Below are 13,784 nucleotides of genomic sequence, written 5' to 3' on the forward strand. Positions count from 1 at the left end.
CTTTTTCCTGAAAGGAGAGTTTTTATGTGGGGAAGAAAAATAGTCTATATTCTTCTGGTTATAATCACATCATATATTGCACTGATGTATGAAAGTCCTGTTCCTGGAGTATTTCTGGCGTTTGAGCTGCTGCTTCCAATAGCATTATTTGCACTTACCTGGTATCACAAAAAAAACGTTAAGGTAACAATTGGAAATGGACAGCAGGTGGCAGATTGTGAAGAAAAAATAGAAATTCCTATTCGTTTTCATAATAATGGCTGGTTTCCGATAACAGATGCGTCTGTAAGAGTAAATGTCAGCAATACATTAGATGGAGAAAAGGAATCCTATGATATCAATCTGCGTGCACCGGCAAAAACATCAGTAACTGTTCCATTTACATTTTGTTCCACATATTGTGGTGTGATTAAAATTTCATTTGAGCGAATTGTAGTCTTCGATTATCTGAGATTATTTCAGAGAAAAAAAACAATTTCTGCTCAGGCAGAGTGTGTTGTAATGCCTCATCTTCTTGATCTTCAAGTCGCTGTGACAGATGCCTGCCGTAATTTTGACAGTGACAGCGAGGAGTACGATAAGCATAATGCAGGAGATGATCCTGCTGAAATTTATCAGATCCGCGAATTTCGTCAGGGCGACAAAATGTCAAGAGTTCATTGGAAGATGACAGCCCGCCTTGATCAGATGATGATTAAGGAACTGTCAAGGCCAATCAGTGATTCAGTTGGAATTTTTCTGGATCTTCGTTATCAGACAATAGAGGAGATTCAGTCGGTATATGATCTTTGTTATTCACTTTCAGCGGCACTTTGTTTTAACGAGTGTCATCATCGCATGATCTGGTATTCACAGGATGGTGGAGGTGCATTTGAAGAACATCTGATTAAAGGAATGGATGACATTACAGCTGTTATGAGTAAGCTTCTTGTCAGTGCAAAAAGAACTGACAAGCTGTACTGGGAGGAGTATAAAAGCAGCCGCAGTACACCGCTGTACCGTATGATTGCAATAAGCTGTATGGATACGAATAAAGATGAACAATTAGGTGACTTTTTGTCATCAGATGGTACAAGAAAATCAATTCTTACAATTAACGAGATTCATGAATTGATTGAGATATGATAAAATTAACTGTCATAATTAAATTGTATATTTAATTTGCAACGAAGGAGGAACTTCATGGAAAACGAAGAGAAGGGCATTCTGGTCGAGCAGGTTGTTCAGGCTGACCGAATCCGGACTCACGGCAAGTTTCATGAGCGATTGTTTTTGCTGCTGCGCATTATCTATTTTTTAATAGGAATGCTTGGTGTGGTGCTTGGACTTGCGCTTACCTATGAGATTGAGCTAAATTATGTGCTGCTTGTGGTGGGAACGATTGTGATCGGCCTTCTTATAACAGCAGCCTGGGAACTCCCAATCAGCCGCATGATTACATGGCCGGTCTTATTTGGCATTTATCTGTTAGCAGGAATTGTATTTCACAACAGTATTTTTAGTGGATTGTTGGGATTCTATAACAGTTATGCAGGATATATAAATGAGTATTATGGTACAAAAGTTTCACTTGCAGCTATTGAGCCAGTTTCAGCAGCCTCTTATTTGATTACGCTGTTGTTTGCAACATTTTTAATTGGAGCAATTTTATCGCTTGGAACGATTCGTTCATTAGATGGAAGGGTGACAGCGCTATTATTTGGAGTAATCTTTATTCTTGCGCTTGCAGTTGGAGAGCTTCCGGCAATGCCATCATTTTTAATGATGCTGTTTGTGCTGATAGGTATGTTTTCTCTGCAGTACAGCCGTTATCGTGAGAGTCTTAGTGTGAGAACAGTTACAGTAAAGATGAGCAATAGCGCATTTGGAATGCTTAGGTGGCAGACATCTGTTGTAATTGCCGCTTTGTTCTTGCTGCTTCTTCCAGTGAGCCGTTTTATGTTAGGACCTGCATTTACAGATGGATATGAAGCACAAAGCCAGATACGTGAAGATATTCGAAACGGAGATCTGTTAAAGAGTCTGGAGACCTTCTGGAAGAAGGTGACTAGAGGTGAGTGGGATTGGCTTCCTGTTGATATTATTCGAAGCAGCGGCGTCCACGGCGGTAAGCTTAGTAATGTAAAAGAGGTGCGCGATTATAATGAGACGCATTTGTATTTAGATATTTCGAGTGATTTAAAGGCACCGCTTTATATTCGAGGCTACGTAGGAAGCAATTATACGGGCAGCGGCTGGCGCGAGCTTAGTGATAAGCAAAACGAAGAGGGACTTGCAACGGGTATGGATCTGATAAGCTTAAGCAGTCAGTATTATCAGGTTTTGGAAAGTCTCTATAATAGTGGTGATGAATCCGTTGCCAGACGAGATCTTGTTATTTCAGACGTAGATGCAAACAGTGCCTTCTCGTACATTCCGTATGGTACAAGTCTTGTTGATTTTACAGCGGGGGAGCCATTTGATGCGTATCCAAAGCAGGAAACAGATAGAGAGATCTTTTCTATGTACTATATGAATACGCAGCGTCTTTCAAATATTCAAAAGCTTGAGACGGCAGGCTCATACGAAACACAAGATGCGTCTTACCGCGCCTTTGCAGATTCAGTCTATCTGTCACTGCCAACAAAGGGACTTGATTCCTTCTATGAAGAATATTCAGGAAAGAAATTTACATCAATTGCAGATTGTGTGTCATTTGTGCGATCAACGCTTGAAGCGCATGCCTCTTATACAAAGACACCAGGCTCAACTCCGCGTGGAAATGATTATGTAGAATATTTCCTGTATGAAAATAAGCAGGGTGTATGTACACATTTTGCATCAGCAGCAGTACTTTTATTCAGGCTTTATGGAATCCCGGCGCGCTATGTAGAAGGATATCTGGTGCGCGATTTGGAATCAGGAAATGGTGCACAGGCCATTATGGATGAGGCAGCGCATGCCTGGGCTGAGATTTATGTAAAGGGTGTTGGCTGGATTCCAATCGAGGTAACACCAGGCTTTATAGATGAGGCAGATTTAGCTGATTCAAACGACGGACAGGATTCTACTATTAGTTCCGATCAGCTTGAAAATGCAACAAATCCGGCAGAACCAGAGACACAGGTAGAGGAGCCTCAGGCAACAGTAGAGGGAATCTTTGAAACTACGCCAGAGACAACAGCAGAAAATGAGCAGCCATCAGAACCGGCTAAGCCATCAGAGCAAAATCAGCCAACAGCACCGAATCAGCAGCAAAGTCAGAGCGATCCTAATAATCAGAATAATACAGATAATTCTAAGGATGATCACTTTTTCAAGCTTCTAATGCATGTGATTTTGATTGTGCTTTGCTGTATTTTATTTATTGCGCTTATCATCTTTGGAATGATCTATCAGAGAAAGATGCGTTTAAAGCGTCAGGAACAGCATTTAAAGGGTGAGCCAAAAGAAGCATTATTATATGCTCTTTCCAGAATGGATGCGCTGTGTGAAGCAGAAAACCTTGAGAAAATCAGTATAGCAGCTGATGCAGCAGCGCTTCAGGAATCATTCCCGACAATAACACAGGAAAAACTGATGTGGCTTCAGGATCTTTTGCAGGAACTCACCTTTAGCAATCATGCCTACGGAACAGAGCTGCGCGATGAGACGGCACAGCTGTATCGTGATATGGCATCAGATGCGACAGCGCGTCAGAGCCGCCTTAAACGTATGTGGTATCGCTATGGAAGATGCTTCTGCTAAGACTAACTAAAGAATGATCCAGCGCATCCTCCGAGGCAGCAAAGGCCAAGAACAAGAAAGGCGGGGTACGACAAAGTAGCCTTTGCGACAACAACACAGACGAGTGCGAGTAGAACGAAATACCCGATTCCAAAGCAAAGTCCCCAGAGAATGCGCCTTTTAGGAAAGATGTGTCCAAAGCAAAAACCGCCGAACAGGCAGGAGAGAAGGTAGGACAGATAAAGTCCAGTCTTTACCTGACCGTCCGACAGTGAGAGCTTCCACATAAGAAGTGCCATCAGGCAAAGAATGATTATACTAATCAGAAATGAAAGAAGAAGTGTGCGAATTACAGGAATAAGTTTTGAGCGCATGAAAAAGCCTCTTTGAACATGTTTACTAACATGTATTCAAAGAGGCTTTTCTTTATGTCTAAGACTATTTAAAAAACAAATGAGATTGTGGTATTATGCATCAAGTACAGCAACAACATGAACCTGTTTCTTAGAAGCATCATACGGAATCTGGTTTCCATCAACTGTGACACCGTCAACAATAAGCTTTGAGATACCCTTCTGGCTCTTGTTTGGATTTTGAACCTCAATGGTGTATGTAACATCACGGAACTTTCTAGTAATGGTAAAGCCGGACAACTCAGATGGAATACATGGATCAACGACAAGTCCGTCATAATCTGGCTGTATGCCAAGGATTGCCTGAGAAACATTCAAGAACGTCCAGGCAGCAGTTCCAGTCAGCCAGCTGTTCTTTGCCTCACCAAAGTTTTTCGCATCCTTACCAGCGATCATCTGAGAATATACATAAGGTTCGGTGCGATGGATCTCACTGATATTTTCAATATACGCCGGGCAGATCTTGCGGTATACATCAAACGCGCGGTTTCCATGACCAACGCATGTCTCAGCGATAGAGATCCAAGGATTGTTGTGGCAGAAGATACCAGCATTTTCCTTATATCCCGGCGGATAAGAGGAAACCTCACCAAGTTCAAGATGATAATCCTTGTAAGCTGGCTGCAGTAAGACAATGCCATATTTTGTATCAAGAATCTTTTCTACGCTGGCAAGTGCCTTATTTGCATGGCCTTCTTTAATGCCAACGCCAGCAAGTACACAAAAGCCCTGTGGTTCAATAAAGATCTTGCCATCCTCACACTCATGAGAACCAACCTTATTCTCGTAAGCATCATAAGCACGGACAAACCATTCGCCGTCCCAGCCAGCGGTAAGAATTGTCTGATACATATCGTCTACCTGTGCCAGTGCATCGTCAGCTTCCTTGTCTAATCCCTGTCTTTGACAAAGCATAGCGTATTCTTTTCCATACTTGACAAACATGGCTGCAATAAATACAGATTCTGCAACTGGTCCCTCAGAAGGTCCGCTTGTCTGGAAGGATTCGCCAGGTTCAGATGAGAAGCAGTTTAAGTTCAGACAGTCATTCCAGTCAGCACGTCCAATTAACGGAAGCTTATGTGGTCCGCGGTGTGTAACTGTAAAATTGAAGGAACGGCGCAGATGCTCCATTAAAGGAACTGCAGTCTCTTCCTTGTTATCAAAAGGAACAGACTCCTCAAGAATAGAATAGTCGCCTGTTTCCTTGATGTAAGCCGCTACAGCAGCAATCAGCCATAACGGGTCATCATTAAAGCCGCTTCCAATATCAGAGTTGCCGCGCTTTGTCAGCGGCTGATACTGATGGTAAGCACTTCCGTCTTCCATCTGAGTGGAAGCAATGTCAATGATACGCTGTCTTGCCTTTTCAGGGATCAGATGGACGAAGCCAAATAAATCCTGGCAGGAATCACGAAATCCCATGCCACGGCCAATTCCTGATTCAAAGTAAGAAGCAGAGCGGGACATATTGAATGTAACCATACACTGGTACTGATTCCATACATTAACCATGCGGTTCATCTCTGTATAGTCAGATTCAACATGGAACTTGCCTAACAGCTGGCTCCAGTATTCCTTTAAGTGATCAAGAGCTGCATCCGCCTGTGCTTCTGTTGCAAATGCTTCCATAAGAGCTTTAGCAGGAGCCTTGTTTACAACGCCCTGTGATTCCCATTTCTGATCAGCAGGATTCTCACAATAGCCTAATACGTAAATATAAGTTTTTGTTTCGCCAGGCTGTAATGAAAGGGTAATCTGGTGACTTCCAATCGGAGCCCATCCGCTTGCCATAGAGTTTTTAGATTTTCCATCTTCGACAACCTGAGGGTTATGATAACCACGGTAAGCGCCAAGGAAGCTGTCACGGTCAGTATCAAAGCCGTTTATAGGTGTGTTTACACCAAAGATGGCATAATGTCTGCGGCGTTCACGATACTCGGTCTTGTGAATGATGACAGAACCCATGACCTCAACCTCACCAGTGCTGAAGTTTCTTTGGAAATTTGTCATATCATCCATGGCATTCCACAGGCAAAATTCAACATAAGAAAATACAGAAAAATTCTTGACAGTGTCGGACTCATTGGTTAAAGTTAACTTGTTGACTTCACAGGTATAGCCCATCGGAACGAAAGAAGTAACTTGTGCCTTCAGGCCGTTTTTAACACCTGTAAAAATGCTGTAGCCCATGCCGTGACGGCACTCATAGCTGTCAAGCTCAGTCTGTACAGGCTGCCAACCTGGATTCCAAACGGTATCGCCGTCCTTTATGTAGAAATAATGACCGCCATCATCAAAAGGAACATTATTGTAACGATAACGTGTAAGTCGCAGCAACTTTGCATCCTTATAGAAGCAATAGCCGCCACTTGTGTTGGACTTAATAGAGAAGAAATCCTCACAGCCAAGGTAATTAATCCATGGCAGAGGGGTTTTTGGGGTGGTAATGACATACTCTCTGGAGCTGTCATCGAAATATCCGTATTTCATAGCAACCTCCTTTTCTTCGGGTTATTCAAAATTTCGAGCAGTAAAACCCTGTTACAATCAGTATAGTAGAAAAAAAATAAAAAATCAAGAGGAAACGAAAACGTTTTCGTAAAAATTTTCAAAAAGGCTGCAGTTCATAGCCTAAATAGTGAGCAGCAGCGAAAATTTTGGAAGGAGCAAGCATGATAAAACAATTTTTAGGACATCTTCACACGATCAATCATCACAAATGGCTAGTCACAAGAGACTGTATTAGGGTAGGTCTGATCAGTCAGGGTCTGAAGCATGATCTGTCAAAATATGCGCCAATTGAGTTTTTTGCGGGTGTGAAATATTATGAGGGCGGAAAAAGAAGTCCGATCAATCGCGAAAAAGAAGAAAAAGGATATTCACAGGGCTGGCTGCATCATAAGGGACGCAACCGCCATCATTTTGAATATTGGATCGATTACGCTGTCAATCCTAAAGATGGTTTTATAGGAGCTAAGATGCCAAAGCGCTTTGTTGCAGAGATGGTAATTGACAGAATCAGTGCAAGCCGTAATTACCAGAAGGAAAATTATACATGCCGCAGTGCATGGGAATATTATGCACGTGCAAAGGATGTTTATGTGATGAATGATGAAACTCGTTTCCTGCTGGAATACCTGTTAAAGATGACAGCAGCAAAAGGAGAAGCGTACACGTTTTCGTATATGAGAAAAAAGTTGCTTCGCCACCGTTATCGTGATTATCATGTAGTAAATGGGAAACTGGTATTAGACTAATATATCCTTTTTTCTTGACAATTATGTTTTGAAAATTTATACTAATGATGAATGTCAGCTTTACAAGACAGCCGCTGCAGCCGCAGCAGAAATGAGGTTTGCGATGAATTTAAAAGGAAGAGATTTTTTAAAACTGCTTGACTATACACCAGAGGAGATTACTTACCTGCTTGATCTGGCGGCAGACTTAAAGGATAAGAAGAAAAAAGGTATTTTGGTTGATACTTTTCGTGGAAAAAATATTGCGCTGATTTTTGAAAAGACAAGCACAAGAACACGCTGTTCCTTCGAGGTAGCAGCACATGATCTTGGGATTGGCGTAACTTATCTGGATCCGTCAGGTTCTCAGATTGGAAAAAAGGAAAGCATTGCAGATACAGCAAGAGTGTTAAGCCGCATGTACGATGGAATTGAATATCGTGGTTATGGCCAGGCAATTGTCGAGGAATTGGCAAAATATTCATCAGTGCCGGTTTGGAATGGCTTAACAAATGAATTTCATCCAACTCAGATGTTAGCAGATCTTTTAACAATCCGCGAGCGTTTTGGTTATTTAAAAGGCATTCATTTTACTTATATGGGCGATGCCAGATACAACATGGGTAATTCCCTAATGATCGCCTGCAGCAAGATGGGACTTCATTTTACTGCATGCACTAATAAGAAATATTTCCCAGATGAAAGCCTAGTTGAGCAGTGTAAAGCATTTGCAAGGGAAAGTGGTGGTTCTGTTACATTGACAGAGGATGTTAAGGCAGGAACGACAGGTGCAGATGTCATTTATACTGACGTATGGGTATCCATGGGCGAGCCGGCTGCAGTATGGGAGGAGCGTATCCACGATTTACTTCCATATCAGGTAAATAAGGCAGCTATGGATAATGCAGCAGAGGGTGCTGTATTTATGCATTGTCTTCCAGCATTCCATGATTTAAATACAGGAATAGGAAAAGAAATCTCAGAAAAGTTTGGATTGACTGAGATGGAAGTGACAGATGAAGTATTCGAGAGCAGCCAGTCAATTGTATTTGATGAGGCAGAAAACCGTATGCATACGATTAAAGCTGTGATTGCAGCAACCATTTAACCGGAGGTTTTGTTACGCTATGGAACACAGACGCAAAAGATGGGGATTCGCGCTGACAGAGATTTTTATGTCATTATTGATCGTCATATCAGCTGTGATTCTGGTGCTGGATTGGAAACATTATGAGTATTTCTTTATTATCGCATTTGCAGCGGCAGCACTTTTGTTTTTAGCAAGAGGAATCCGAACTATAGGTGAGGGCAAAAGCCATCTGGCAGGCGGCATATTGTATCTGATAGGCGCTACATTTATGGTGAGCTTTCTGACGGCGAGTATATTAACAATTTTGGGAGGCAGTCTGTGAAACAGAAATTATTGGAGCTTTTGCAAAGCACAGAAGGTTTTTTATCCGGTCAGGAGCTTTCAGATTACCTGAATGTTTCAAGAACAGCAGTGTGGAAAGTAATGAAGAGCTTAGAAGAGGACGGATACGAGATAGAGGCAGTGCGAAATAAAGGGTACAGCCTGAAAAAAGAACCGGATATTTTGACTAAGGAGAGCTGTGCAAGCCGTATTAATACAAAATGGCTTGGCAAAAATCTCATGGTCTATGATGTCACCGATTCTACAAATACAAGATTAAAGCTTGCAGGAGAGCAGGGCGCACCTAATGGAAGCGTTGCTGTGGCTAATGCGCAGGAGGCAGGAAAAGGCCGTCTTGGAAGACATTGGGAGACACCAAAGGGAAGTGCACTTGCGTTTTCTCTTCTGCTTCGTCCACAGATTCAGCCGGAAAACGCATCCATGCTTACATTAGTTGCGGCGCTTGCAGTAAGCCGTGCAATTGATGGATATGCCGGCATCAAAACACAGATCAAGTGGCCAAATGATATTGTCTATCAGGGAAAAAAGCTTTGCGGCATTTTAACAGAGATGAGTGCTGATATGGATCAGATTCATTATGTGATTGTAGGAATTGGCATAAATGTCCAGATGACCGATTTTCCAAAGGAAATTCAAAACACTGCAACTTCGTTAAAACTTGTGACAGGAAAAACGCTTCTTCGAAATGAACTTCTGGCAAAGGTTCTCGAAGAATTTGAAGTTTTATATGAACAATTTGTAAGCGCAGAGAGTCTGAAAAATTTAAAGGCTGAGTATGAAAGCCGCCTGGCAAATAAGGATAATCGCGTTAATGTGCTGGCACCGTCAGGCGCCTGGCAGGGAATTTGTCTTGGAATAAAAGAGGACGGCGCACTCCTTGTACAGCGCGAAGATGGAAAAGTCGAGGAAGTCATCGCGGGAGAGGTATCTGTGAGAGGCATTTACGGGTACGTATAAGTATGCATTGTTACTGAGCAAAGCCACTTCACCGAGTGGGCGTTTCATGAAATTAAAAGAAAGCACAAAGAGGAACACCATGGAACAAAATGTAGTGCTCTGCGGAGCAAATTCATACGATCAGAAATACTATCTGAATCAGGAATTTTCAGCACTGCCGGATGCTGTTAAGCAGGAACTTCAAATCATGTGTGTCTGGTTTACCGAAGACATAGGCGGCATTTTGACGCTTGAGTTTGAGCCGGACGGAACACTGATTATGAAGACAACGGCAGATGATATGGATTATTATTATGATGATATTGGTGCAGGATTAAAGCTGCATCAGTTACAAAGACAAAAGCGTGAATTAATGTCATCGCTTGAGATGTACTATCGCGTGATGTTTTTGAATAAAACAGTAGAAGAGGCAGGAAAAGAAATTTTATGAGGATAGGAACAGTAGAAATTTCCCATCCTGTTGCGTTAGGGCCGATGGCGGGGGTAACTGACCTGCCATTTCGTCGTCTTTGCAGGGAAATGGGCTGTGGACTTTTATATACGGAGATGGTCAGTGCAAAGGCATTGTCATATCACAACAAAAATACAGAGCCAATTTTAGAAACAGAAGATGGTGAGCATCCGCTTGCCGTGCAGCTGTTTGGAAGTGAGCCAGAGCTTCTGGCGGATATGGCAAAAAAACTAGAGGAAGGCCCATATGATATAATTGATTTAAATATGGGATGCCCAGTTCCAAAGGTTGTCAATAATCATGAGGGCTCGGCACTCATGAAGGATCCAATTCTTGCCGGAAAAGTTATAGAAGCTATGGCAAAAGCGGTAAAAAAGCCTGTAACGGTGAAGATTCGCCGTGGATGGGATGAATCAAGCGTAAATGCCGTTGAGATTGCAAGAATTGCACAGGAAAGCGGTGCAGCAGCAGTTGCAGTTCATGGACGGACAAGACAGCAGTATTACAGTGGAAAGGCAGATTGGGAGATCATTCGCCAGGTAAAAGAAGCGGTTAAAATTCCTGTTATCGGAAATGGTGATATCACAGATGCATCATCAGCAAAGAAAATGATGGAGGAAACCGGCTGTGACGGAATTATGGTGGCGCGTGCAGCTAAGGGAAATCCATGGATCTTTAGAGAATTAAAGGAATCATTTGAAGGACAGCCAATTAGTCCGCGTCCAACCTACAAAGAAGTATGTCAGATGATTCTTCGTCATGCATCAATGCAGATAGAATATGTAGGTGAGCATATGGGAATGCTGCAGATGAGAAAGCAGGTTGCGTGGTACACGGCAGGGTATCCGGGATCTTCCAAACTCCGCCAGGAGGTTAATCAAATTACTACCTATGAGGAGCTAAAAAGTCTGTTGACAAGGTTTGCTGTTTCCGATATAATAATTTGAGCGACAGAAGGTTCTTTTGTCGTTTCTTTAAGTTAAAGTATGAAATCAATAATATTAATGAGCCTGCAGGCAGGCCGTAGAAAGGCATGGTTACAGTCATGGCAGAAAAGAAAATGATGACCGTCGAAGGTCTGAAAAAGCTGGAAGACGAGTTACACGAGCGTAAAGTGATCATTCGTAAGGAGATTGCAGATAAGATCAAAGAGGCACGTGAGCAGGGTGACCTTTCCGAGAACGCTGAGTACGATGCAGCTAGAGACGAGCAGCGTGACAACGAGGCAAAGATTGAGGAACTGGAAAACCTGATCAAGAATGCAGTTGTTATTTCTGATGATGATATTGACCACAATGTTGCAAACCTTGGTTCAGCAGTTACCTTAAAGGATCTGGAGTCTGGCGAGGAGATGGAGTTTTCTATCGTTGGTTCCGCAGAGGTGAACAGTCTTGAGTTCAAGATTTCCAATGAGTCTCCTCTTGGAAAGGCAATGATTGGCAAAAAGAGAGGCGACATCATTAAAGTAGAATTCATGGGCAATGAAGTAAAGTATCAGGTATTAGACGTAAAGAGATATTAAAGATAGGAGTTTTATACGATGGCGGATAATAATCAGGACATTAATCAGCTTCTTAAGGTACGCCGCGAGAAGCTTGCTGAGCTGCAGGAGCAGGGAAATGATCCCTTTACCATCACAAAGTATGATGTAACTGCACATACACAGCAGATTAAGGACAATTACGAGCAGTTTGAAGGAAAGGATGTTTCCATCGCAGGCCGTATGATGAGCAAGCGTGTTATGGGAAAGGCATCTTTCTGCAATATTCAGGACAGAGACGGCAATATTCAGTGCTATGTGGCAAGAGACAGCATTGGAGAGGATGCATATAAGGCATTTAAGAAAATGGATATCGGTGATATCGTAGGTATCAAGGGTACACCATTCACCACAAAAACAGGTGAGAAGTCTGTACATGTTGCTGAGATTACATTGCTTTCTAAGAGTCTTCAGATTCTTCCGGAGAAATTCCATGGCCTGACGAATACCGATATCCGTTATCGTCAGCGTTATGTCGATCTGATCATGAACCCAGAGGTAAAGGATACCTTTATTAAGCGTTCTAAGATTATCAAGGAAATCCGTAATTTCCTCGATGGAAGAGATTTCATGGAGGTAGAGACACCAATGCTTGTTTCTAATGCAGGTGGTGCAGCTGCCAGACCATTTGAAACTCATTACAATGCACTTGATGAGGATGTAAAGCTTCGTATTTCTCTTGAGCTGTACTTAAAGAGATTGATCGTTGGCGGACTTGAGCGAGTATATGAGATTGGTCGAGTATTCCGTAATGAGGGTGTTGATACACGTCATAACCCAGAGTTTACTCTGATGGAGCTGTATCAGGCATACACAGATTATGAAGGTATGATGGAGCTGACTGAGAGCATGTTCCGTTATCTGGCTGAAAAGGTATGCGGCAGCACATTGATTTCTTATAATGGAACACCGATTGATCTTGGCAAGCCATTTGCACGTCTTACTATGATTGATGCTATCAAGCAGTATGCCGGCATCGATTTTGATCAGGTTAAGACTGATGAGGAAGCAAAGGCATTAGCTGATCAGCATAAGATTGAATATGAGGCACGTCATAAGAGAGGCGATATCATCAACATGTTCTTCGAGGAGTACTGTGAGGATAAGCTTATTCAGCCGACATTCATTATGGATCATCCGATTGAAATTTCTCCGCTTACAAAGAAGAAGCCGTCCGATCCTAACAAGGTAGAGCGTTTTGAGCTGTATATCAATACTTGGGAGATGTGTAACGCATATTCTGAGTTAAACGATCCGATTGACCAGAGAGAGCGTTTCAAAGCACAGGATGCAGCAGCTGATGCTGGTGATGAGGAAGCAAACCATACCGATGAAGACTTCCTGAACGCACTGGAAGTAGGTATGCCGCCGACAGGTGGTATCGGATATGGTATCGACCGTCTTGTAATGCTGTTAACAGATTCAGCAGCAATAAGAGATGTTCTCCTGTTTCCGACAATGAAGTCACTCGACTCCGATAAGAAGGCTGCAAAGCCAGTTGAGGAGGCTCCAAAGGCAGAAGAAAAGGTCGATTTTTCCAACGTAAAGATCGAGCCAATCTTCAAGGAAATGGTTGATTTTGAGACATTTGCAAAATCAGATTTCCGTGCAGTTAAGATCCTGGCATGTGAAGCAGTACCGAAGTCAAAGAAGCTTCTTAAGTTCACATTAGACGATGGAGAACGTAAGGATCGCGTGATTTTAAGCGGTATTCATGAGTATTACGAGCCGGAAGAACTGGTTGGTAAGACAGCAATCGCTATCGTAAATCTGCCGCCGAGAAAGATGATGGGAATTGATTCCGAGGGTATGCTGATCTCAGCAGTACACGAGGAAGATGGTCATGAAGGACTGAACCTTCTGATGGTAAATAACAGAATCCCGGCAGGTGCAAAGCTCTATTAAAAATATAATTTTTTGTACCTTAAGTTGTACAGTACGACAAGAGTACGACAAATTTGTCGGCTTTAATAAGTCGTAATAAGCGATTTTAAATTAAAATCTCACTTGAGAAAGTTCATATTCGTATATGAGGACACTTTTCCTA

Annotated in this window: 12 protein-coding genes; 10 read left to right on the top strand and 2 right to left on the bottom strand. The window is 42.4% G+C overall.

What is annotated here, in order from left to right:
• Positions 1–24 precede the first annotated feature (24 nt).
• Positions 25–1,125, top strand: a complete 1,101-nt coding sequence (locus LKD48_RS03010; protein WP_227102382.1) for a DUF58 domain-containing protein — start codon at positions 25–27, stop codon at positions 1,123–1,125.
• Positions 1,126–1,182: 57 nt separating this feature from the next.
• Positions 1,183–3,726: a transglutaminase domain-containing protein gene (locus tag LKD48_RS03015; RefSeq protein ID WP_308731146.1), complete on the top strand. Its 2,544-nt coding sequence runs from the start codon at positions 1,183–1,185 to the stop codon at positions 3,724–3,726.
• A 2-nt stretch (positions 3,727–3,728) separates the two neighbouring features.
• On the opposite strand, the gene LKD48_RS03020 is transcribed toward LKD48_RS03015, so the two are convergent.
• Positions 3,729–4,079 carry a TIGR04086 family membrane protein gene (locus LKD48_RS03020; protein ID WP_066556973.1) on the bottom strand — a complete coding sequence of 117 codons (351 nt, stop codon included), beginning with the start codon at positions 4,077–4,079 and terminating at the stop codon, positions 3,729–3,731.
• Between the two features lie 93 nt (positions 4,080–4,172).
• Entirely contained in the window at positions 4,173–6,611 is a 2,439-nt protein-coding gene (locus tag LKD48_RS03025) for a glycoside hydrolase family 94 protein (protein WP_066556971.1), read from the bottom strand.
• 182 nt (positions 6,612–6,793) lie between these two features.
• Between LKD48_RS03025 and LKD48_RS03030 the strand changes: the two genes are divergently transcribed.
• From LKD48_RS03030 to lysS, 8 genes are all read left to right on the top strand, one after another.
• Positions 6,794–7,378, top strand: coding sequence for a DUF5662 family protein (locus tag LKD48_RS03030; protein ID WP_066556968.1), 585 nt, complete (start codon positions 6,794–6,796; stop codon positions 7,376–7,378).
• A 103-nt stretch (positions 7,379–7,481) separates the two neighbouring features.
• A complete protein-coding gene (argF, locus tag LKD48_RS03035; RefSeq protein WP_308731147.1) occupies positions 7,482–8,465 on the top strand; it encodes an ornithine carbamoyltransferase in 984 nt (327 codons plus the stop codon).
• Between the two features lie 19 nt (positions 8,466–8,484).
• Positions 8,485–8,769: a DUF6637 family protein gene (locus tag LKD48_RS03040; protein WP_308731148.1), complete on the top strand. Its 285-nt coding sequence runs from the start codon at positions 8,485–8,487 to the stop codon at positions 8,767–8,769.
• Positions 8,766–9,746 (top strand): biotin--[acetyl-CoA-carboxylase] ligase, encoded by a 981-nt coding sequence (locus LKD48_RS03045; RefSeq protein WP_308731150.1) that lies wholly within the window; start codon positions 8,766–8,768, stop codon positions 9,744–9,746. Before LKD48_RS03040 ends, LKD48_RS03045 begins: the two co-directional genes overlap by 4 nt.
• Before the next feature lie 79 nt (positions 9,747–9,825).
• The gene (locus LKD48_RS03050) at positions 9,826–10,176 is read left to right on the top strand and encodes a DUF6145 family protein (RefSeq protein ID WP_066556959.1); all 351 of its coding nucleotides are present in this window, start codon (positions 9,826–9,828) and stop codon (positions 10,174–10,176) included.
• On the top strand, positions 10,173–11,144 hold the full coding sequence (gene dusB, locus LKD48_RS03055; RefSeq protein ID WP_066556958.1) for a tRNA dihydrouridine synthase DusB: 972 nt from the start codon (positions 10,173–10,175) through the stop codon (positions 11,142–11,144). Before LKD48_RS03050 ends, dusB begins: the two co-directional genes overlap by 4 nt.
• Before the next feature lie 98 nt (positions 11,145–11,242).
• Positions 11,243–11,719, top strand: coding sequence for a transcription elongation factor GreA (greA, locus tag LKD48_RS03060; RefSeq protein WP_308731151.1), 477 nt, complete (start codon positions 11,243–11,245; stop codon positions 11,717–11,719).
• Between the two features lie 18 nt (positions 11,720–11,737).
• Complete coding sequence (lysS, locus tag LKD48_RS03065; protein WP_308731152.1) at positions 11,738–13,642, top strand: lysine--tRNA ligase; 1,905 nt, start codon at positions 11,738–11,740, stop codon at positions 13,640–13,642.
• The last annotated feature ends 142 nt before the right edge of the window (positions 13,643–13,784 follow it).

The organism is Anthropogastromicrobium aceti (genome assembly GCF_020687335.1).
In the GTDB taxonomy this organism is placed as follows: Bacteria; Bacillota; Clostridia; order Lachnospirales; family Lachnospiraceae; genus Anthropogastromicrobium; species Anthropogastromicrobium aceti.